At 73.0% G+C, this 21,925-nt stretch carries 17 protein-coding genes; 1 reads left to right on the top strand and 16 read right to left on the bottom strand.

Features of this window, described 5'->3' with window-relative positions:
• Nucleotide 1 precedes the first annotated feature (1 nt).
• Genes BIV03_RS15250 through BIV03_RS15240 form a run of 3 tightly spaced genes read right to left on the bottom strand, consistent with a single transcriptional unit; the run spans nt 2 to nt 5,470 of the window.
• Nucleotides 2–1,495: an RsmB/NOP family class I SAM-dependent RNA methyltransferase gene (locus BIV03_RS15250; protein WP_071296280.1), complete on the bottom strand. Its 1,494-nt coding sequence runs from the start codon at nt 1,493–1,495 to the stop codon at nt 2–4.
• Entirely contained in the window at nt 1,492–2,427 is a 936-nt protein-coding gene (gene fmt, locus BIV03_RS15245; protein WP_071296279.1) for a methionyl-tRNA formyltransferase, read from the bottom strand. Before fmt ends, BIV03_RS15250 begins: the two co-directional genes overlap by 4 nt.
• A gap of 58 nt (nt 2,428–2,485) precedes the next feature.
• Nucleotides 2,486–5,470, bottom strand: coding sequence for a DEAD/DEAH box helicase family protein (locus BIV03_RS15240; RefSeq protein WP_071296278.1), 2,985 nt, complete (start codon nt 5,468–5,470; stop codon nt 2,486–2,488).
• Between the two features lie 54 nt (nt 5,471–5,524).
• On the opposite strand from BIV03_RS15240, the gene BIV03_RS15235 reads away from it, so the two are divergent.
• Nucleotides 5,525–5,983 (top strand): DUF4383 domain-containing protein, encoded by a 459-nt coding sequence (locus BIV03_RS15235; protein WP_175475891.1) that lies wholly within the window; start codon nt 5,525–5,527, stop codon nt 5,981–5,983.
• Here the strand turns inward: BIV03_RS15235 and BIV03_RS15230 are convergent.
• The 13 genes from BIV03_RS15230 to pyrR all read right to left on the bottom strand — a co-directional run bounded on the left by BIV03_RS15230 (nt 5,970) and on the right by pyrR (nt 21,907).
• Nucleotides 5,970–7,205 (bottom strand): glycine C-acetyltransferase, encoded by a 1,236-nt coding sequence (locus tag BIV03_RS15230; protein ID WP_071296277.1) that lies wholly within the window; start codon nt 7,203–7,205, stop codon nt 5,970–5,972. The genes BIV03_RS15235 and BIV03_RS15230 overlap by 14 nt on opposite strands.
• Nucleotides 7,205–8,254 (bottom strand): L-threonine 3-dehydrogenase, encoded by a 1,050-nt coding sequence (tdh, locus tag BIV03_RS15225; protein WP_071296359.1) that lies wholly within the window; start codon nt 8,252–8,254, stop codon nt 7,205–7,207. The genes BIV03_RS15230 and tdh overlap by 1 nt, the downstream gene beginning before the upstream one ends.
• Before the next feature lie 366 nt (nt 8,255–8,620).
• A complete protein-coding gene (locus BIV03_RS15220; protein WP_071296276.1) occupies nt 8,621–10,603 on the bottom strand; it encodes a hypothetical protein in 1,983 nt (660 codons plus the stop codon).
• 9 nt (nt 10,604–10,612) lie between these two features.
• Complete coding sequence (gene metK / locus BIV03_RS15215; RefSeq protein ID WP_070416247.1) at nt 10,613–11,827, bottom strand: methionine adenosyltransferase; 1,215 nt, start codon at nt 11,825–11,827, stop codon at nt 10,613–10,615.
• 5 nt (nt 11,828–11,832) lie between these two features.
• Nucleotides 11,833–12,096 (bottom strand): DNA-directed RNA polymerase subunit omega, encoded by a 264-nt coding sequence (gene rpoZ / locus BIV03_RS15210; protein ID WP_022906709.1) that lies wholly within the window; start codon nt 12,094–12,096, stop codon nt 11,833–11,835.
• A gap of 35 nt (nt 12,097–12,131) precedes the next feature.
• Nucleotides 12,132–13,046, bottom strand: a complete 915-nt coding sequence (gene gmk, locus BIV03_RS15205; RefSeq protein ID WP_070416248.1) for a guanylate kinase — start codon at nt 13,044–13,046, stop codon at nt 12,132–12,134.
• On the bottom strand, nt 13,043–13,927 hold the full coding sequence (gene pyrF / locus BIV03_RS15200; RefSeq protein ID WP_083403470.1) for an orotidine-5'-phosphate decarboxylase: 885 nt from the start codon (nt 13,925–13,927) through the stop codon (nt 13,043–13,045). Before pyrF ends, gmk begins: the two co-directional genes overlap by 4 nt.
• Nucleotides 13,924–17,202, bottom strand: coding sequence for a carbamoyl-phosphate synthase large subunit (carB, locus tag BIV03_RS15195; protein ID WP_071296275.1), 3,279 nt, complete (start codon nt 17,200–17,202; stop codon nt 13,924–13,926). Before carB ends, pyrF begins: the two co-directional genes overlap by 4 nt.
• A complete protein-coding gene (gene carA, locus BIV03_RS15190) occupies nt 17,202–18,401 on the bottom strand; it encodes a glutamine-hydrolyzing carbamoyl-phosphate synthase small subunit (protein ID WP_070416250.1) in 1,200 nt (399 codons plus the stop codon). Before carA ends, carB begins: the two co-directional genes overlap by 1 nt.
• The gene (locus BIV03_RS15185; protein ID WP_071296274.1) at nt 18,401–18,943 is read right to left on the bottom strand and encodes a hypothetical protein; all 543 of its coding nucleotides are present in this window, start codon (nt 18,941–18,943) and stop codon (nt 18,401–18,403) included. Before BIV03_RS15185 ends, carA begins: the two co-directional genes overlap by 1 nt.
• A complete protein-coding gene (locus tag BIV03_RS15180) occupies nt 18,940–20,298 on the bottom strand; it encodes a dihydroorotase (RefSeq protein ID WP_071296273.1) in 1,359 nt (452 codons plus the stop codon). The genes BIV03_RS15185 and BIV03_RS15180 overlap by 4 nt, the downstream gene beginning before the upstream one ends.
• Nucleotides 20,295–21,266 carry an aspartate carbamoyltransferase catalytic subunit gene (locus BIV03_RS15175; protein WP_071296272.1) on the bottom strand — a complete coding sequence of 324 codons (972 nt, stop codon included), beginning with the start codon at nt 21,264–21,266 and terminating at the stop codon, nt 20,295–20,297. The genes BIV03_RS15180 and BIV03_RS15175 overlap by 4 nt, the downstream gene beginning before the upstream one ends.
• Nucleotides 21,263–21,907: a bifunctional pyr operon transcriptional regulator/uracil phosphoribosyltransferase PyrR gene (gene pyrR, locus BIV03_RS15170; RefSeq protein ID WP_071296271.1), complete on the bottom strand. Its 645-nt coding sequence runs from the start codon at nt 21,905–21,907 to the stop codon at nt 21,263–21,265. Before pyrR ends, BIV03_RS15175 begins: the two co-directional genes overlap by 4 nt.
• Nucleotides 21,908–21,925: the final 18 nt, after the last annotated feature.

The raw sequence follows: 21,925 nt of genomic DNA, 5'->3' as shown, positions 1-21,925 counted from the left end.
GCTAAGCGACGCGCCGGAACAGCGCGATGAACATCGCGTCCGTCCCGATCCGGTGCGGCCAGAGCTGCACCGTGTTCCCGTCGGCCACCCGAGGGTCCCGCGCGGCCACGGACCGCACGACGGACGCGGTGTCGAGCTGCTCGAGCTCGCCACCGTGCCGCGCCATCAGGGCGTCGACCTGGCCGCGGGTCTCCGCCAGGTGCGGCGAGCACGTCACGTACGCGAGGGTCCCGCCCGGTGCGAGCACCCGCACGGCGGCGTCGAGCAGTTCGGCCTGCAGCGCGGCGAGCTCGGGGACGTCCTCGGGCTGCTTGCGCCACCGGGCCTCCGGACGACGCCGGAGCGCTCCGAGTCCGGTGCACGGCGCGTCGAGCAGGATCCGGTCGAACGTCACCCCGGCGCCGTCGCGACCGAAGCGCCGACCGTCGCCCTCGACCACGGTCACGCCGTCGCCGGAGCCCGCGAGCGCCTTCCGCACGAGTCCGGCCCGCGCCGGCACGAGTTCGTTCGCCACGAGGGTCGCCCCGCCCTGTGCGGCCTCGGCCGCGAGGAGCGCCGCCTTGCCACCGGGCCCGGCGCAGAGGTCGAGCCACCGCTCCCCCGGCCGGATCGCCGACGACCGACTGAGCGCCAGTGCCGCGAGCTGGGAGCCCTCGTCCTGCACGCGGAGCCGTCCGGCGGTGACGCCCGGCACGCGGGCCGGGTCGCCGGAGATCCCGCGGATGCCGACGGGCGAGACCGGCAGGTCCGCCTCGGGGTCCGTGAGCGGTTCGGGAGGCGCGACCTGCGTCTCGTCGTCGGCGTCCGTCTCGTGTTCGGTCGCGGTCGCGGCGTGGGCCCGGGCGGCGGCGACGTCCTCGTCGGTGGCCAGCCCGGGCAGCGCGGCGAGCTGCACCCGGGGCGCGGCGTTGTCGGCCGCCAGGAGCGCGGCGAGCTCGTCCCGCGAACGTTCGGCAGCGAGGGCGTCCCGCAGCGCGGACACCACCCACGTGGGGTGCGACCACCGGGTGGCGAGCAGTGCGTCCCCACCGCGGCCCTCGGTGATGAGCGCGTCCCACTCGTCGTCGGTGCGTGCGGCCACCTTGCGCAGCACGGCGTTGACGAAGCCGGTGGCACGGCGGGCACCGACCTCGCGGGCGAGCTCGACCGTGGCGTCGACGGCGGCGTGCGTCGGGGTGCGCATCCCGAGCAGCTGGTGGGCGCCGAGCCGGAGGACGTCGAGCACGTCGGACTCGACGTTGTCGATGCGACGACCGGAGGCGAGGGCGATGATCGCGTCGTACCGGCCGAGCATCCGGATCGACCCGTAGGTCAGCTCGGTGGCGAACCCGGCGTCGCGCGCGGAGAGCCCGGCGCGGCGGATCCGGGTCGGGAGCAGGAGGTTGGCGTAGGCGTCGTCGACCTGGACCGCCCGCAGCACGTCGAAGGCGACACGGCGGGCGCTCGTCTGCCGCGGTCCGTGGTGTCGGCGCTGCCCGGTGCTCGCGGCGCTCACGCCAGGACCTTCCCGTCGAGGGAGCCGAGGCCCCGGGCCCAGGCGGCGGCGTCCATCGCCTTCTTGCCGGCGGGTTGCACCTCGGTGAGCACGAGCGGGTCGTCGGCGGTCCCGACGAGCAGCCGACCGCCCTGGACGCTGAGCGCACCGGGGGCGAGCGACGGGGCGGGGTCTGCCGCGCCTCCTGGCAGTCGGTTGCTGCGGAGCAGCTTGACGCGGGTCTCGCCGAGGTGGGCGTACGCGCCGGGCTCGGGCGTGACGCCGCGCAGGCGTGCGTGCACGACGGCGGCCGGCGCAGCGAAGTCGATGCGACCGTCGTCGATGGTCAGCTTCGGGGCGAGGGTGGGCTCGCCGGTCTGCTCCACGGCGACCGCGGTGCCCGTGGCGATGTCGTCGACGACGCGGACGACGGTCTCGCCGCCGGTCTCGGCCATCGCGGCGAGGACCTCGCCGGAGGTCGCCTCGGGGGCGATGTCGAACGGGTCGCTCGCGTAGACCGGACCGGCGTCGAGCGCCTCGACGAGCTGGAACACCGTCGCGGCGGTGCGGGTGTCGCCGGCCATCACCGCCCGCTGGACGGGGGCGGCGCCGCGGTACTGCGGCAGGTCCGAGAAGTGCAGGTTCACCCAGCCGAGCCGCGGGGCGTCGAGCGCCGGGCGTCGGAGCAGGGCGCCGTACGCGACGATGACGCCGAGGTCGACCCCGAGGTCGGCGATGCGGGCGGTGACCTCGTCGTCGACCCGGGACGCCTCGATCACCGGGAGGCCGAGCTCCTGTGCGACCTGGGCGACGGGGGTCGGGGTGAGGACGCGCTTCCGGCCCTGCGGGGTCGCCGGACGGGTGAGCACCGCGGCGATCTCGTGCTCGGACGCCGCGAGGCGGCGGAGGGTGGGGACGGCCGCAGCGGGGCTGCCGGCGACGACGAGACGCATGGGTTCGATCCTCCCATGTTCCCCACGTGCTCCGTGTCCGACGGCAGCTCCGATCGTGTCAGGACCACTGGTCGCGGAGCACCGGCGCGGCCGTGGCGGCACCCGACGTCCGGCGGGCACGGACCAGCAGCACGAGCGACTCCGGCGAGTCGATCTCGTGCAGGCGGCACGGACCGACCCGGCGGCTCCAGTCGGCGGCGAACGCCTCGGCATCGGCACGGCGGCGTCCCACGGCCGCCGGCACGGCGAAGTACCGGTCGCCCGGGGTGACCGCACGGGCCACGGCCAGGGCCACGACGAGCAACGGTGCCCGCCGCACGGTCGCGCGCTCGGTGCGGCTGACCTGCAGCAGGAAGCGCGGGGTCCGCACCGGGCCGAAGAACTCGGCGAGCGCGCCGGTGACGACGCGGCGGTCCTCGGGGCGTGCGCCGAGCACCTCCATCGTGAAGCTCTGCGGCACCTTCCCCGCCATCTGCGCGGTGACGCGGACGTCCCCCTCGCCGAACGCCGGGACCCGACCGGCCCGGTGCAGTGCGTCGACGACGACCCGGACGGCTCTGCGGTAGGCGCCGACGGTGCTGAACCGCTGGCGGAGGGCGAGGCCGAGCTGTCGGGCGACGGGCCAGACGAGCAGGACGGCGAGACCGATGACGACGAGGAGCCCGAGCACGCCGGGCACCGAGCCGAGCCGCCAGAGGGCGACGATGCCCCGGGCGGACTCGGCGAGCAGCCAGAGGACCGCGCCGAGGACGACGGCGAGCACGAACTCCGCGGTCGGTCCGGTACGGAACGGCTGCGTCCGTGGTTCCTCGACGACGGTCGCCGTGCTCTCGCGGTCGGCGTAGGGCTCGCCCACGCGCCAGGCGGCCCAGCTGTCGGCCCGGGTGGGGAGTTCGGCGGCGATGGTCTCGTCGAGGGCCCGGACGGTCTGCCGCTCGTCCTTGGCGACGAGTCCGGCGAGCCGGCGGGCCTGTCCGTCGGTGAGCGCGATCGACGTGCCGCGGACCACCTGCGCGGAGTCGGAGCGGAGGAGTCCCCAGATCTGTTCGTGCTTCCGGCGCATCCGGGAGACGTCCGGGGCGGCGTCGAGCGGGACGTCGGCCGGGACGACGGCGGTGACGGTCCAGTTGTGGGCGACCTTGCGGGGCCACGCCGGGTCGAGGCGGAGCGTGCGACCGCGGAGCTGCTGGGTCGCCGACGAGGTCGCGACGGCGGTGAGGTCGATGAGGGTGTTCGCGGCGGGGCAGTCCCAGCCCTCGCCGAGGAGGCCACGGGTACCGACGACGAGTCGGGTGGTGCCGTCCGTGAGCAGGGCGGAGACGGCGGCCAGCACGGCGGCCGATCCGGCACCGGGGGTCTCGACGCTGAGCACGTGCGGGTCGTCGGGCACCGGCTCGGTGCTGCAGGTCGTGCCGAGGCGCTGCTCGAGTGCGGGGAGCAGGACGTCGGCGTCACGGGTGGCGATCCGGAGGTGGCGTGCGGTGACGAGCACGGGGCGCAGCGGCACGGGGTGGTCCTCCGTCGCGACCGTGGCGAAGGTCCGGAGTGCGCCCGCGGCGGGGACGGCGCTCCCCCGGGTGTTGCCGTGGGTGGCGTGGTCGGTCACCACGACCGCCCGGACCCGGTCGGCGGCGTCCTGGGAGAGTTCGAGGTGGAGCAGGTCGACGACGGCGCGGTCCTTCGCGGCGGACGATGCGAGCACGGTGTCGATCGGGTCGCGGCTCCGTCGGACGCCGCGGTCGGTCAGGGTGAAGCCGAAATCCACGATGGAGCGCGTGATGCGCTGCCACTGCTCCGCACGGTCGGGGTCGGGCAGCAGTCGGTCGAGGGCGTAGCGGGCGAGGACCCGGATCCGCCCCTCGGCGTCGGGGGCGCGTCGGACGTCGTCGGGCAGGAGTGCGAGCAGCGGGTGGTCGGGGCGGAACTCGGCGAGGGTGCGTGCGGCGGCCTCGGCGACGGGGAAGTCGGCGGCGAAGGCTGCGGCGAGTCGTTCCGCGGCGGTGGCGGGCCGGGTGCCGGGGTCCGGTTCCGGGACCGCGCCGGTGCTGGTCTCCGGTTGCAGCGTCGTCTCGAGCCAGTCGATCCCGTCGGGTTCGGCGAGCGCCCCGCGGATCAGCGCGGCGAGTCGGCGTTCGTGGTCGCGCAGGAAGGCGAGCTCGTCCGGGGTCGGCTCGACGAGCCAGACGTGGTCGCGGTAGGGCGCGAGGTTGCCCTCCTTCACGACGGCGGGTGTCGGCACTTCGTGGTCGACGTCGCCGAGCAGTGCGGTGTAGGTGTCGTGGGCGTCGCGGTCGTCGGTGGACGGCAGGGTCGCAGTCAGGCCGATGACGACCGGTTCGCGGCCGGACGCGCGGATGCGGCCGAGCAGGTAGGCGACCACCAGCGCCCAGTGGTCGAGGAGGTGGTGGCACTCGTCGAGGACGACGGTCTCGACGCCGTGTGCCACGAGCCGGTCGACGAGGGCGCGGGCGTTCGGGTGCAGGGCCTCGGCGAGGCGCTCGGGGTCCTCGCGCGCGAGCCGCTTCCGGATCGCGCGGGAACGGCGACGGACGCCCCTCCGGAACGCTGCCGGGTTGCTGGTGCGGAGGTCGTCGATCCACCGTGCTGCGGCCGCGTCGTCCCGTCCCCCGTCGACGAGTTCGCGACGCCAGTCCGCGGTGGCGAGGTCGGTGAGCGGACTGCCGGTGTCGAGGACGGAGAGCATCTGGTAGGTCAGCGCGGTGAGGTCGCCGGGGCGGTCCGGGTCCTCGGACACCGTCGCGTCGCCGTGCAGGGCCGACGCCGATCGGGCCCACTGCGCGCGGATCGTCGCGGTCGGCGCGAGCACGAGGGCACGCGCACCGTGGCGTCCGGCGAGGAGCAGCCCGAGCAGGGTCTTGCCGGCCCCCGGGGGCGCGACGACGTGGACGGGGTCGCCGGGTTCGACCGGCACCCGGTCGAGGACGTCGCGTTGGTACGTGCGCAGCGTGCCCTGGTAACGCCAGCTGGCGAGCGGGAGCGTGCGGGCCCCCGTGCGGTCGTTCGTGCGTTCCCCCGTCGTCACCGTCCGAGTCTCCCACGGGTACCGTCGCCAGCAGCCGAACGAGGAGGTTCCACCATGTCCGACGTCACCACGTCCACCGACCGCTACGCGGGCTCGAGCATCCAGGCGATCGCACTCGTCGTCGGGATCGTCTTCCTGCTCGTCGGGATCGCCGGGTTCGTCCCCGGGCTGACGACGGGCGACCTCGGCGGGGCGGGGCACGGCTCGATGGCGATGCTGCTCGGACTGTTCCAGGTGTCGGTGCTCCACAACGTCGTGCACCTGCTGTTCGGGGTCGTCGGACTGCTCGCGGCGCGGTACGCCACCGGGTCGCGCATGTACCTCGTGATCGGTGGCGTCGTCTACTTCGTGCTGTGGGTGTACGGGCTGTTCACCGCCGGACACGACTCCGGGGCGAACTTCGTGCCGCTGAACTGGGCGGACAACTGGCTGCACCTGGTGCTCGCGGTCGGGATGGTGGCGCTCGGCGTGGTCTTCCCGCGCGAGCGCCACACCGCCGTCAGCGCGGGCTGACCGCGTCGCCGCTCGGACCCGCGGCCGCTCGCGCCGCGGCCGCTCGCGCCGCGGCCGCTCGGGCCTCGGTGAAGGCCGTCACGCACCGCCGGACCTGCTCCTCGGTGTGCGCCGCCGAGAGCTGCACCCGGATCCGTGCCCGGCCCTTCGGGACCACCGGGTAGCTGAACGCCGTCACGTAGATCCCGCGCGCCTGCATCTCGTCGGCGATCCGTGCGGTCAGGGCCGCGTCGTGGAACATCACCGGGACGATCGGGTGCTCCCCCGGCAACAGCTCGAACCCGGCGTCGGTCATGAGCGACCGGAAGCGTGCCGCGTTCGCCCGCAGCCGCTCGCGCGCGGCGTCCGACCGTTCGATGAGGTCGAGCGCTGCGACCGTCCCCGCGGCGATCACCGGCGCGAGCGAGTTCGAGAACAGGTACGGACGGGACCGCTGCCGCAGCAGGTCGACGATCTCCTGGCGGCTGGCGACGTACCCGCCGCTCGCACCCCCGAGTGCCTTGCCGAACGTGCCCGTGTACACGTCGACCCGGTCCGCGACGCCGCACAGCTCGGGCGTCCCGCGGCCGTGCTCGCCGACGAACCCGACGGCGTGCGAGTCGTCGACGATGACGAGGGCGTCGTACCGGTCCGCGAGGTCGCAGATCTCGGCGAGCGGGGCGATCGAGCCGTCCATCGAGAAGACGCCGTCGGTGACGATCGCGCGGAACCGGGCGTCCCCGGCGGCGACGAGCTGCGCCTCGAGGTCCTGCACGTCGCGGTTGCGGTACCGGTACCGCTGCGCCTTCGACAGCCGCACGCCGTCGATGATCGAGGCGTGGTTCAGCTCGTCCGAGATGATCGCGTCCTCCGGCCCGAGGAGCACCTCGAACAGGCCGCCGTTCGCGTCGAAGCACGACGAGTACAGGATCGTGGCCTCGGTGCCGAGGAACGCCGACACGCGACGCTCGAGGTCGAGGTGGAGGTCCTGCGTGCCGCAGATGAACCGGACGCTCGCCATGCCGTAGCCCCACCGGTCGAGGGCGTCCTTCGCCGCGTCGACGAGATCGCTGGAGTCGGCCAGCCCGAGGTAGTTGTTCGCGCAGAAGTTCAGCAGCGGAGCACCGTCCGCCTCGATCGCCGCACGCTGCGGACCGGCGATGCCGCGCTCCCGCTTCGTGAGCCCGGCGGCCTCGATGCCCGCCAGCTCGGCCGTCAGGTGGTCCTTGATCGCGCCGTACATCAGATCTCCGTCCAGTCGATGACGACCTTGCCGCCGTCCGCGCTCGCCGCCGCGGCGAACGCTGCCTCCCAGTCACGCGCCGCGAAGCGCCCCGAGACGATCGAGGCGATGCGGTCGCGCAGTACCTCGCTCGTCTGCAGCATCGAGCTCATGGTCTGCCACGTCTCGAACATCTCGCGGCCGTAGATGCCCTTGACCGTGAGCATGTGCGTCACGACCTTGCCCCAGTCGACCGCGATCTCGCCGGTCGGGAGTCCGAGCATGGCGATCCGCCCGCCGTGGTTCATGTTGTCGACCATCGCCGGGAGGGCGGTCGGGGCGCCGGACATCTCGAAGCCGACGTCGAACCCCTCGCGCATGCCGAGCTGCTCCTGCGCCGCCCGGATCGGGTCACCGGCGGCACCGACGTCGACGCCGAGGTCGGCGCCCATCGCCTCGGCCATCCGCAGTCGGTTCGCGCTGACGTCCGTGCCGACCACGAACCGGGCACCGGCGTGCCGAGCGACCGCGATCGCCATGAGGCCGATCGGCCCGCACCCGGTGACGAGCACGTCCTCGCCGACGACGGCGGACGCGAGCGCCGTGTGCACCGCGTTGCCGAGCGGGTCGAACAGGGCGCCGACCTCGGGGTCGACGTCGGCGTGGTGCACCCACACGTTCGCGCCGGGCAGCGTCAGGTACTCCGCGAAGGCGCCGTCCCGCTGCACGCCGAGGCCCTTCGTGCGGATGCACATCTGGCGTCGGCCGGCCCGGCAGTTCCGGCACGTGCCGCACACGATGTGACCCTCGCCGGAGACCCGGTCCCCCACCGCGACGTCGCGCACGGCGGAGCCGACCTCGACCACCTCGCCGAAGAACTCGTGTCCGGGGACCAGCGGGGCCGTGACCGCCGACGCCGCCCAGTCGTCCCACCGCCGGATGTGCAGGTCGGTCCCGCAGATCCCGGTGCGGAGGACCCGGATGAGGACCTCGTCCTCCGTCGGGACCGGTACCGGCCGCTCGGTCATGATCAGTCCCGGAGCAGCGTCCGGCTTGTACAGCGCCCTCATCGGCGTCATCCGCGTCACCTCGTCGTGCGTGATGTGTGTCGTCGGCGGCTCGTGACCGCCGTCGTCCACCCTGGCACAGGTCGCGCGCGCGGGTCGCGCACGTCGCATGCACGGCGTGGGCGCGGCCGCACGGGCGGCCGGTGCGTGCGCATGCGTCGACAGAACACACGTCGATCGACGGGCGGAACGTCGGAACATGCGCACGCAGACGGTGCGTGCGCATGCGTCGACAGAACACCCGTCGATCGACAGGCGGAACGTCGGAACATGCGCGCGCGGGCAACGCGCGGCACGCGGCAGGCGCCCTGGAGGCACGGCGCAGGTCCGGCGCGACGGCCCGCGCCCAGCAGCGCGCGGCCGGCCGGGTCAGACCTCGCTGAAGGGCTCCGCGTCGTCGAGCCGCACCCGGAGCGCCGGCGCCGCCCGACGTCGGTTCCCCCCGGGCAGCACCCGCCGCGTGGACGCACGCCGGATCACTTCGGCCTTGAGGGTCGCCGCCACCTCGGCACCGTGCGCGTACGGGAAGCGCACGATCGCACGGACGGTTCCCGGGAGTGCGTCGTCCTCGACGGGTACCGGACCGAGCACGGGGCCGACCGTGAGACCGTCGAGCGCCTCGACCGCGGCCGTCACCGCCTCGTCCGTGCCCGTCAGCGTCGCGACCCGCACGGCCGGTGGGAAGTGCAGCTCACGGCGGTCGGCGAGCTCGTCGTGCGCCGGACCGTCGAGCCGCCACAGCGCCATGGCCGTCGCGAGCTTCCCGCCGATGCCCACGAGGTACGCCTCGGCGCCCGGGGCTCCCTTGGCGGCGGCGTTCGTCCAGAAGCGCAGGACGTCCTCCTGCACGCGGAGCCCCTCGCGCGCGAGCATGCGCTCCCCGTCGAGCAGGAGCACGCACGCGTACCCGCCCGGGACGCTCGGCTCGGCTCCGCGGGTGGCGACCACGACCGAGGGGCGCGCCGGTACCTCGTCGAGCGGACGGGAGCCGTCGGCCACCACGATGCGGGTGCCCGGGAACGCCCGGCCGAGCTCGTCCGCGGTGCGCTGCGCCCCCTGCCCGACCGGCTTCACCGTGCCGTTGCCGCACGTCGGGCAGCGGAACCCGACCGCCAGCGCACCGCAGAACCGGCACTGCGGCGTCGCGCCCCGGTGCGGGCTGCCGAGCGGACCACCGCAGATCCGGCAGTGCGCCCGCTCACCGCACTCGGCGCAGACGAGCCCGGTGCCGAACCCCGGACTGGCGACCTGCACGAGGACGGCTCCGTGTTGGCTGGCCTCGCGCGCGGCACGCCACGCCGAGCTCGGGATGCGGGCCTGTGCCGCGTACCCCTCGGCACCGGTCTGCTGGACGGTCGGGATGACCTTGGGTGTTTTCGCCCGGTACGGCGTGACCTCCTGCAGCCAGTGCAGCTCGACGAGCCGTTGCACGTCGGTGCTCCGGGCGTGCGACAGGAACAGCAGCGCGGCCCCGGACTGGGCTGCCCGGACGAGGGCGACGTCCCGGGTGTGCACGTACGGGGCACGCGGCTCGATGAACGAGGCGTCCCCGTCGTCCCACATGGCGATGAGTCCGAGCTCGGTCGCGGGCGCGTACACCGCCGTGCGGTTGCCGATCGCGACGACCGCGTGGGTCCTCGCCTGCAGGAGGGCCTTCGCCCGCTGCCCGTTCGTCTGCTTGGCGTCGAACCGGACGACCCGCTCCGGCGGCAGCACCGCGAGGAGCGCACGCTCGAGGTCGGTGACGTCGCGGAAGTCCGGCACGGCGATCACGGCCGACTGCTCCCCGGCGAGCGTGTGCGCGGCCGCCTGGGCGAGCGTGGCGGCCCACCCGGGGACCCAGACCGGCGCGTCGGCGGCACCGAGCGCTGTCGGGTGAGGGACGGCGGCGACCGCAGCGCGACCGTGGTCGGCGACCAGCGCCTCCAGGACGCCCTCGGCGTAGCCGGTGACGGGCGGCGGCTCGACCGCCGGCGGCGACCACGCGGTGTCGCGGGCCAGCCAGGCCTTCTCGGCACGGACCTGGCGCGTCGGCACGGCGAGCCGGAGCACGTCGGACGCCACCCCCGCGGCACGGTCGGCCACGGCGCGCGCGAGCGACCAGATCTCCGGCGCGAGGACCGGCACCGGGGAGACGACCGTCTCGATGGCACTGAGCTCGCCCGGGTACTCACCCTCGGTGACGATCTCGACCACGTACGCGTCGGACATGCGCGCACCGGTGCGGAGCGGCACCTTGACCCGCGCCCCCGGCACGCAGTCGTCCTCGAGCCCGTCCGGCACCCGGTAGTCGAACAGACGGTCCAACTGCGGGAGCGGCGAGTCGAGGACGACGCGCGCGACGGTGGTCACGCCGAGGCCTCAGACAGCAGCGGCGACGAGTCCTGCGGCGGCGCGGAGTTCCTCGACGCGGTCGAGCTGCTCCCAGGTGAACCCGGGGAGCTCGCGACCGAAGTGCCCGTACGTCGCGGTCTTCGCGTAGATCGGACGGAGCAGGTCGAGGTCGCGGATGATCGCGGCCGGCCGGAGGTCGAAGACCTGCAGGATCGCGGCCTCGATCGTGGCGTCGTCGACGTGTCCGGTGCCGAACGACTCGACGTAGAGGCCGACGGGCTTCGCGCGGCCGATCGCGTAGGCGACCTGCACCTCGAGCCGGTCGGCGAGGCCCGCGGCGACCGCGTTCTTCGCGACCCAGCGCAGCGCGTAGGCGGCCGAGCGGTCGACCTTCGAGGGGTCCTTGCCGCTGAAGGCGCCGCCACCGTGGCGGGAGGCACCGCCGTAGGTGTCGACGATGACCTTGCGTCCGGTGAGGCCGGCGTCGCCCTGGGGGCCGCCGATCTCGAACCGGCCGGTCGGGTTCACGATGACGTCGACGTGCGACGAGTCGAGGTCGACCTGGGCGAGCACCGGACGGATCACGTGCTCGGTCACCGCGGCGGTGAGCTCGTCGAGCGTGACGGACGGCGAGTGCTGCGTGGAGAGCACGACGGTCTCGACGGTCTTCGGCACGACGCCGTCGTACCCGACCGTGACCTGGGTCTTGCCGTCGGGACGCAGGAACGACAGCTCGCCGGACTTGCGGACCGCGGCCAGTCGCTCGGCCAGGCGGTGCGCCAGCCAGATCGCGACCGGCATGTACTCGGGGGTCTCGTTCGTCGCGAAGCCGAACATGATCCCCTGGTCGCCGGCGCCCTGGCGGTCGAGCGGGTCCACGCCGGCGCCGGAGCGCGCGTCGAGGGACTCGTCGACACCCTGGGCGATGTCGGGCGACTGCGCACCGATCGAGACCTCGACGCCGCAGGTGTGGCCGTCGAAGGAGACCTCGGACGAGTTGTAGCCGATGCCCGTGATGACGTCACGGACGAGCTTCGGGATCTCGACGTAGCCCGAGGTCGTGACCTCGCCGGCGACGTGCACGAGCCCGGTGGTGACCATCGTCTCCACCGCGACGCGTGCGTGCGGGTCGACGGTCAACAGCGCGTCGAGGATCGTGTCCGAGATCTGGTCGCAGATCTTGTCGGGGTGCCCCTCCGTCACCGACTCGGACGTGAAGAGGCGCAGGCTGCTGCTGGTCACCGCGGTCAGTCGGTGGGCTGCTGCTGCTTGGTGACGGTGAGCTTGTCCTCGTTGATCTCGTGCAGTGCGACGGACAGCGGCTTGTCGTCGATCGTCGAGTCGACCAGCGGGCCGACGTTGTCGAACAGCGAACCCTCGTGCAGGTCGGCGTAGTAGTCGTTGATCTGTCGCGCGCGCTTCGAGGCGAAGATGACGAGCGCGTACTTCGACTCCACCTTGGCGAGCAGGTCGTCGATGGGCGGGTCGATGATGCCCTGGGGGTTGGCCATGGTGTCTCCAGTCGACGGAACGGGGGGACGCCCGGTCAGGGCGCAGTGAACAAGTCTACGACCTCACGCGCCGCGGTGCCGACATCGGAGTTCACGATGCGCACGTCGAACTCGTCCTGGGCGGCGAGTTCGACCTTGGCGGTGTCGAGCCGGCGTGCCTGTTCCTCGGCCGATTCCGTGCCGCGGCCGATCAGCCGGCGCACGAGTTCCTCCCACGACGGGGGCAGCAGGAAGACGAGCACCGCGTCGGGCATGGCGTCCCGGACCTGGCGTGCGCCCTGCAGGTCGATCTCGAGCATCACCTTGTCGCCGGCGTCGAGCGCGCGGTCGATCGGCGGCCGGGGCGTGCCGTACCGGTACGAGTTGTGGACGGTGGCCCACTCGAGGAGCTCGCGGTCGCGGATCATCCGGTCGAACTCGGCGTCGTCCACGAAGTAGTAGTGCACGCCGTCGACCTCGCCCGGACGGGGCTTGCGGGTCGTCGCCGAGACGCTGAGGTTGACGTCCGGGTACTGCTCGCGGATGTACGCGCTGACCGTGCCCTTGCCGACCGCGGTGGGGCCGGCCAGGACGACGAGCTTCGACGACCCGCGCTTGCGACCGCGGGCTGCGAGCCAGTCGGCGAGCTCCGACCGCTGCCGGGTGCCGAGGCCGCCGAGGCGCTTCGACGGCGCGATCCGCAGCTCGCCCATGATCGACTCCGCCCGTGCCGGTCCGATGCCGGGCAGGCTCGTGAGCAGGTCGCGCACCCGCAGGGACTTCTCGGCCGGTGCGTCGGCGTCCGACCAGGCGGTGCGGGCGACCTCGAGAGCGGAGCGCTCCCCCGACGCGACCGCGGCCTTGACCGCGGCCCGGGCACGACGGGCGGCCACCGCAGCGGCAGCCGCGGCGACCCGGTCGACCTCGGGTGGGTTCCGGTGTGCGGGCAGGCCGTCGCGGTCCGTCGTCATGCGGCGGCCCCCAGCGCGGCGCGGATCCGGTCCGCACGGTCGGTCACGAGGGCGGCGACGCCGTCGGGACCGTCGGTGAGCAGGCCGCGCGACTCGCTGACGAGCACCTGCTCGGCGCGGGCGCCGTACAGCGCGCGGAGGTCCTCGATGCGGGCGCCCTGGGCACCGAAGCCCGGGGCGAGGATCGGCGAGGTGCCGATGGTGTCCGCGTCGATGCCGAAGTCGTCGAGGTCGAGGGTCGCGCCGAGCACGAGCCCGACGTCGCCGAGGGGCTGGTCGCCGCCTCTCCGGTTGTCGTCTGCCACGTCCAAGACGATACCGGCAGCGACGCTCCGCCCCGAACGAGGTCCCTCGGCGAGCACCGCGGTCTGCAGCACGCGCGCCTCGGGGTTGCTCGTGGCGGCGAGCACGAAGACCCCGGCACCGTTCCGGCGCGCCACGTCGACCGTTCCCGCGAGGGAGCCGTAGCCGAGGTACGGCGACACCGTCATGGCGTCGGCGGCGAACGGACCGTCACGGTCCAGCCACGCGAGCGCGTAGTCGTCCCCCGTCGACCCGATGTCGCCGCGCTTGACGTCGGCGACGACCAGGAGGCCCGCATCGCGTGCCCGACGGATCGTCGCGTCGAGCGCACGGTAGCCCGCCACCCCCGCGGCCTCGAAGAACGCGATCTGCGGCTTCACGACCGCGGCGCGGCCGGCGGCCGCGTCGACCAGGGTCGCGCCGAACGCGGTCAGGCCCTGCTCGTCGCGGCCCAGCCCCCACGCCGCCAGGGTGGCGGCGTGGGGGTCGATGCCGACGCAGAGGGCGGAACGCGACCCGATGGCGGACGCGAGCCGGACGCCGAAGGAGGCCGCGCCTCCCGTGCCCGGGTCGCTCACCAGGTGGCGCGCTCGAGCGCGTAGTCCTGCAGGCTCCGCACGCTGTGCGGCGACCCGATCGTCTCGATCGCCGCGACGGCGGCCCCGAGCTGCGCGATCGTCGTGAACAGCGGCTTGTCCGCCGCGACCGTCGCCGCACGGATCTCGTACCCGTCCGCACGACCGGCGGCACCCGACGGCGTGTTGATGACGATGTCGACCTCGTTCCGGGCCAGCAGGTCGACGACGCTCTCGCCGCCCTCGCTGTACTTGCCGACGAGCGTGACCTCGATGCCGTTGCGGCGCAGGATCTCCGCCGTGCCCTCGGTCGCCGTGATCGTGAAGCCGAGCTGCTGCAGCCGGTGCACCGGGAGCACGATGGCGCGCTTGTCGGTGTCGGCGACGCTCACGAACACGGTGCCGCTCGTGGGCAGACCGCCGTACGCGGCTTCCTGCGACTTGAGGAACGCCCGCGGGAAGTCGCGGTCGATGCCCATGACCTCGCCGGTGGAGCGCATCTCCGGGCTGAGCACCGAGTCGACGACCTGGCCGTCGTGGGTGCGGAACCGGCGGAAGGGCAGCACGGCCTCCTTCACGGCGATCGGGGACTGGATCGGCACGAACGCGCCGTCACGGGCGGGCAGGAGCCCCTCGGCGACGAGCGTGTCGATCGTCGTGCCGGTCATGATCCGCGATGCGGCCTTGGCCAGCGGGATGCCGAGCGCCTTCGAGACGAACGGGACCGTGCGGCTGGCGCGCGGGTTCGCCTCGAGGACGTAGAGCACGCCCGCGCCGATGGCGAACTGCACGTTGAGCAGGCCCTGGACGCCGATGCCGCGCGCGATCTTCTCGGTCGCGTCCACGACGCCCTGGATCTCGGCACGGCCGAGACCGACCGGCGGCAGGGTGCAGGCCGAGTCGCCGGAGTGGATGCCGGCCTCTTCGAGGTGCTCCATGATCCCGCCGATGTAGAGCCGCTCGCCGTCGAAGAGCGCGTCGACGTCGATCTCCACCGCGTCGTCGAGGAAGCGGTCGACCAGCAGCGGGAGCTCCGGCCCGATGATCGCCTGGTCGGCCATCCGGTCGAAGTAGTCCGCGAGCGACGGGGAGTCGTACAGGATCTCCATGCCGCGACCGCCGAGCACGAAGGACGGGCGGACGAGGACGGGGTAGCCGATCTCCTCGGCCACCGCGGTCGCGCTGGCGAGGTCGTGGGCGGTGCCGTTCCGGGGCGCGAGCAGGCCGGCAGCGTCGAGGATGGCGGAGAACTGGCCGCGCTCCTCGGCGGAGTCGATCGCGCTCGGGCTGGTGCCGAGGATCGGGATGCCCGCAGCCTCGAGCGGCTTCGCGAGCCCGAGGGCCGTCTGGCCGCCGAGCTGCACGACCACGCCGACGAGCTCGCCGGAGGCCGCCTCGGCCTCGATGACCTCGAGGACGTCCTCGGTGGTCAGCGGCTCGAAGTACAGGCGGTCCGAGGTGTCGTAGTCGGTCGAGACCGTCTCCGGGTTGCAGTTGATCATGATCGTCTCGAACCCGGCGGCGCTCAGCGCGAAGGACGCGTGCACGCAGGAGTAGTCGAACTCGACGCCCTGCCCGATGCGGTTCGGGCCGGAGCCGAGGATGACGACCTTCTTGCGGTCGCTCGGGGCGACCTCGGTCTCGGCGTCGTACGACGAGTAGTGGTACGGCGTGAGGGCCGGGAACTCGCCGGCGCAGGTGTCGACGGTCTTGAACACCGGGCGGATGCCCTCGGCGTGACGGGCGTCACGGGCCTGCTGCTCGGTGATCCCCCGCAGGCTGCCGATCTGGGCGTCGCTGAAGCCGTGCTCCTTCGCCCAGCGCAGGGTGTCCGCGTCGAGGGTCTCGGCGTTCCTGACCTCCAGAGCGACTTCGTTGATCAACACGATCTGGTCGATGAACCACGGGTCGATCTTGGTGGCCTCGAAGACCTCGTCGGCGGTGGCGCCCGCGACGAGCGCCTGCTGCACGGTGACGATGCGACCGTCGGTCGGGATCGCCGACTTCTGCAGCAGCGCGTCCTTGTCGAGCTCGACCGCCGGGGTGTCCCAGTGGAACGACGAGCCGCGCTTCTCGAGCGAGCGGAGCGACTTCTGCAGCGCCGTCGCGTAGTTGCGGCCGATCGCCATCGCCTCGCCGACGCTCTTCATCGTCGTGGTGAGCGTGGCGTCCGCCGCGGGGAACTTCTCGAACGCGAACCGCGGGGTCTTCACGACCACGTAGTCGAGCGTCGGCTCGAAGCTGGCCGGGGTGACACGGGTGATGTCGTTCTCGATCTCGTCGAGGCGGTACCCGATCGCGAGCTTCGCGGCGATCTTCGCGATCGGGAAGCCCGTCGCCTTCGACGCGAGCGCCGAGGAGCGGGAGACGCGCGGGTTCATCTCGATGACGATGACGCGGCCGTTCGACGGGTCGACGGCGAACTGGATGTTGCAGCCGCCGGTGTCGACGCCGACGCGACGGATGATGTCGATGCCGATGTCGCGCATGTTCTGGTACTCGCGGTCGGTCAGCGTCAGCGCGGGGGCGACGGTGATCGAGTCACCGGTGTGGACGCCCACGGGGTCGACGTTCTCGATCGAGCAGATCACGACGGTGTTGTCGTAGTTGTCGCGCATCAGCTCGAGCTCGTACTCCTTCCAGCCGAGGATCGACTCCTCGAGCAGGACCTCGGTCGTCGGGCTGGACTGCAGCCCGTCGCCGACGAAGCGGACGAGTTCTTCCTCGTTGTAGGCGAAGCCGGAGCCGAGGCCGCCCATGGTGAAGGACGGACGGACGACGAGCGGGTAGCCGAGGTCCTGCGCGTACTCCTTCGCCTCTTCCAAGGTGTGCGCGATGTGGCTGCGCGCGACGTCGGCGCCGGACTCGAGGACGAGCTCCTTGAAGAGCTGGCGGTCCTCACCGCGCTGGATGGCGTCGACCTTCGCGCCGATCAGCTCGACGCCGTACTTGTCGAGGATGCCCTCGGCGTCGAGCTTGATCGCGGCGTTCAGGGCGGTCTGGCCGCCGAGGGTCGGCAGCACGGCGTCCGGCTGCTCGATCTTGATGATCTCCTCGAGCGAGGCGCTCGTGATCGGCTCGATGTACGTCGCGTCGGCGAAGTCCGGGTCGGTCATGATCGTCGCCGGGTTCGGGTTGACGAGGATCACCCGGACGCCCTCGGCACGGAGGACGCGGCACGCCTGGGTGCCGGAGTAGTCGAACTCGGCGGCCTGCCCGATGACGATCGGGCCGGAGCCGATGACGAGGACGGAGTTGATGTCTGCGCGCTTCGGCATCAGTTGGCTTCCTTGGTGATGTCTGCTGCGGGGGTCGTGGCGTCGGCGGTCGCCGCGTCGAGCGGCTCCCCGTCGCGACGCTCGCGCACCAGGTCCGCGAACCGGTCGAAGAGGTACATGGAGTCGTGCGGGCCGGCCGCCGCCTCGGGGTGGTACTGCACGCTGAACGCCGGCACGTCGAGCGCGCGGAGGCCCTCGACCACCTGGTCGTTCAGGGAGTAGTGCGAGACCTCGACACGACCGAAGCCGGCCGGTGACTCGACGACCTCGCCGAGGGGCGCGTCGACCGCGAAGCCGTGGTTCTGGCTCGTGATCTCGACCTTGCCGGTCACGGTGTCGAGCACCGGCTGGTTGATGCCGCGGTGCCCGAACGGGAGCTTGTAGGTGCCGAACCCGAGGGCGCGTCCGAGCAGCTGGTTGCCGAAGCAGATGCCGAAGAACGGGCGCCCGGTCTTCAGGCTGCCCTGGAGCAGCTCCACCTGGGCGTCCGACGCGGCAGGGTCGCCGGGGCCGTTCGAGTAGAAGAGCGCGTCCGGCGCGAGGGCCTCGAGCTCGTCGGCGGTGATGTCCTGCGGCACGACGTGCACCTCGAAGCCGCGCTCGGCGAGGTACCGCGTGGTCGAGGCCTTCACACCCAGGTCGAGCACGGCAAGCTTGCCGATCTGCTCGCCGACCGCGGGGACCACGTAGGTCTCGGGCGTCGACACGATCGACGAGAAGCTCGCGCCCGCCATCGTGGCCTGCGCGCGGACCGCGTCGAGCTGCTCCGACTCGGACAGCGCGGCGTCGGCGCCGCTGAACACGCCGCCCTTCATGGCTCCAGCGTCGCGGATCCGGCGGGTGAGCGCCCGGGTGTCGATCCCGGAGATGCCGACGATGCCGTCGCGCACGAGGTGGTCGTCGAGCGACGCGTTCGCGCGGTGGTTCGACACGACGCGGCTGGGGTCGCGCACGACGTAGCCGGCGACCCAGATGCGACGGGACTCGGGGTCCTCGTCGTTCACACCCGTGTTGCCGATGTGCGGCGCGGTCTGCACCACGATCTGTCCGGCGTAGGAGGGGTCGGTGAGCGTCTCCTGGTACCCGGTCATGCCGGTCGCGAAGACCACCTCGCCGAGCGTGCGCCCGCGGGCGCCGTAGGCCCAGCCGTCGTACCGGGTGCCGTCCTCGAGGACCAGTACGGCCCGTTCGCGTGTCATCAGTTCGTCCCTTCGCCCGCGGTGTGCGGGTGTTCGTGCTTCGTCGACAGTCCCTGCAGGGCGGCCAGTGCTGCGCCGTCGCCCTCCGGGAACCGGAAGTAGGTGTCGAGGTCCGACGCACCTGCGGCGCCGGTCGCCGTCCATCGCAGACGGACCAGTCCCCCGGGCTCGACCACGCGGTCGATGGCCCACGTGGCGCGGTCGGCGCCGCGGACGGCGGAGGCTTCGATCCAGCGGTCCGGGGTGCCGGCGTGGTGGAGCACCACGCCGGTGTCGTGGACGGTCACGCCGCCGCGGCCCCGGAAGCCGAGTCCACCAGCGGTGATCCGCTCGAGCGGTTGGTCGGCGCGGGTCGTCGCGACGGTGAAGCCGTCCCACGACCCGGCCGCCGGTCCGACGTCGGTCGGCACCGGGACGGGAGGCACGGATTCCGCCTGCTTCCTCGCCCGCGTCCGCCAGGTGCGTGCCATGGCGACGAACAGCGCGACGACGAGGGCGAGGATGATGCCCCCTTCGAGCCAGCGCAGCGCGTCACCGCTCATGCCGTCGCCTCCGCCCGCGCGGCGCGGGCGTGTCCGGCGACCGTCTCGGCGTCGACGAGCTCCCCCGCCAGGAGCGTGGGGTACCCGTGGTGGAAGGTCGCGACGACCCGGCCCGGGAGCCGCATGCCGAGGTACGGCGAGTTCTGCGACTGCCCGGCGAGGTCGGCGACGGAGAACTCGCGGACGGCCGTCGGGTCGTACAGCGTGATCTCGGCCGGTGCGCCCTCGGCGATCCGCTGCCCGTGCCCCTCGACCTGGCCGATGCGCGCGGGCGCCTCGGACAGGACGCGCGCGACGTCGGCCCAGTCGAGCCGGCCGTCGTCGACCACGGCGGCCTGCACGACGCTCAGCGCGGACTCGAGGCCGACCATGCCGTTCGCCGCCGCGGGCCACTCGCAGCACTTCGCCTCGGCGGTGTGCGGCGCGTGGTCGGTCGCGACGATGTCGATCGTGCCGTCGGCCAGGGCGGCCCGGAGCGCGTCGACGTCCTCGCGGGAGCGCAGCGGCGGGTTGACCTTGTACCGGGCGTCGTAGCCGGGAGCGCCGTCGTGCCCGGCGATGAGGTCCTCGGTCAGCACCAGGTGGTGCGGCGTGACCTCGGCGGTGACGTCGATGCCGCGGGACTTCGCCCAGCGGATCACCTCGACGCTGCCGGCGGTCGAGACGTGGCACACGTGCAGCCGGGCCCCGACGTGGTCGGCGAGCAGGACGTCGCGGGCGATGATCGCCTCTTCCGCGACCGCCGGCCAACCGGCGAGCCCGAGCTCCGACGACAGCCGACCCTCGTTCATCTGGGCGCCGATGGTCAGCCTCGGCTCCTGCGCGTGCTGCGCGAGCACCCCGCCGAAGCCCTTGATGTACTCGAGCGCCCGGCGCATGAGGAGCGGGTCGGACACGCACGAACCGTCGTCCGAGAAGACCCGGACCTTCGCCCGGCTCGTCGCCATCGCGCCGATCTCGGACAGGTGGGTGCCCTGGAGTCCCTGGGAGACCGCGCCGATCGGGCGCACCGTGACGTACCCGGCGTCGTCGCCGAGCGCCTGCACCTGCTCGACCACACCGGCGGTGTCCGCCACCGGCGACGAGTTCGCCATCGCGTTGACGGCGGTGAAGCCGCCCGCGGCCGCGGCACGCGAGCCGGTGAGGACCGTCTCCGACTCCTCGAAGCCGGGCTCGCGCAGGTGGGTGTGGAGGTCCACGAGACCGGGCAGGGCGATCAGACCGTCCGCGTCGACGACCGTGGCGCCGGCCGCGTCGAGACCGGAGCCGACCGCGGTGATGCGCCGCGCCTCCAGGCGGATGTCGGCACGCGTGCCGTCGACCAGCTGCGCGCCGCGGATGAGGTGGGCGGTCATGCGACGGTCTCCTTCGTTGCTGCGGTCGCTTCGGACCCGGTCAGGGCCAGGTAGAGCACGGCCATCCGGACCGACACGCCGTTCTCGACCTGCTCGACGACCGTCGATCGGGGGTCGTCGGCGGCGACGCCGGCGATCTCGAGCCCGCGGTTCATCGGGCCCGGGTGCATGATCAGCGTGCGCTCGTCGAGCCGGGCGAACCGGCTCGCCGTGAGGCCCCAGTGCCGGGTGTACTCGCGCGGGTTCGGGAAGAACGCGTCGTTCATCCGCTCCTGCTGGATGCGCAGGGTCATCACGACGTCCGGGTCCTCGGCGAGGGCGACGTCGAGGTCGTGGTGCACCGCGGCGCCGAACGGCGTGCTCGCGACCGGGAGCAGGGTCGGCGGCGCGGCGAACGTGACGCTCGCGCCGAGGGTCTGCAGGAGCCAGGCGTTGCTCCGGGCGACCCGGCTGTGCAGCACGTCGCCGACGATGAGCACCCGGACGCCGTCGAGGGCCTGGCCGCGGCTGCCGGCACCGTGCAGGCGCCGACGCATCGTGAACGCGTCGAGCAGGGCCTGCGTGGGGTGCTCGTGCGTGCCGTCGCCGGCGTTGACGACCGGGACGTCGATCCAGTCGGCGTCGGCGAGGACCCGCGGCGCACCGGACGCACCGTGGCGCATCACGATGCCGTCGATGCCCATGGCGCCGAGGGTCTGCACGGTGTCCTTGAGGGACTCGCCCTTGGAGACGCTCGAGCCCTTCGCCGCGAAGTTGAGGACGTCGGCGGAGAGGCGCTTGGCGGCCGCCTCGAACGAGATCCGGGTGCGCGTGGAGTCCTCGAAGAAGAGGTTCACGACGGTCTTGCCGCGCAGCGCGGGGAGCTTGCGGACCTCGCGCGTGTTGACCTCGGCCATCTCCTCGGCGACGTCGAGGATGTGGATCGCCTCGGCGCGGGAGAGGTCGGCGGTGGAGAGGAGGTGCTTCACGCTCCACCCCCGTCGCCCTGCTCGATGACGACCTCGTCGGTGCCGTCGGTCTCGGTCAGGCGGAGCGTCACCCGCTCGTCGGAGGCCGTCGGCAGGTTCTTGCCGACGTGGTCCGCGCGGATCGGGAGCTCGCGGTGGCCCCGGTCGACGAGCACGGCGAGCCGAACCGCGCGCGGGCGACCGATGCCCTGGAGCGCGTCGAGTGCCGCCCGGACCGTGCGACCGGAGTACAGGACGTCGTCGACGAGGACCACGACCTTGCCGTCGATGCCGCTCGCCGGGATGGTCGTCCGGTGCGGCGCGCGACCGATGCCGTGGCCGAGGTCGTCGCGGTGCATCGTGACGTCGAGCGTGCCGACGCGGTGCGACCTGCCGGCGTCCGCGCCGGTCGCTGCCGGTTCGCTCGTCCGCTCGGGCTCGATGGCCGCCCACTCGGGCTCGATGTCCGCCAGGATGCGGTCGAGCCGCTCGGCCAGGACGGCGCCCCGTGTCGGGATGCCCAGGAGCACGAGGTCCGAGGCACCGTGGTTGGCCTCGAGGATCTCGTGCGCGATGCGTGTCAGAGCACGCGTGATGTCGGAGTGCTGCAGGACCGTTCTGGTGCCCACGCCGACCTCCTTCCCCGCCTCACCGGACGGCATTAAAGGATGCTGACGTGG

This window comes from Curtobacterium sp. MCBA15_016 (assembly GCF_001865105.1).
Taxonomy (GTDB): domain Bacteria; phylum Actinomycetota; class Actinomycetes; order Actinomycetales; family Microbacteriaceae; genus Curtobacterium.
Note: the sequence above shows the minus strand (reverse complement) of the source record. Positions and strands in the feature narration are given on the sequence as shown.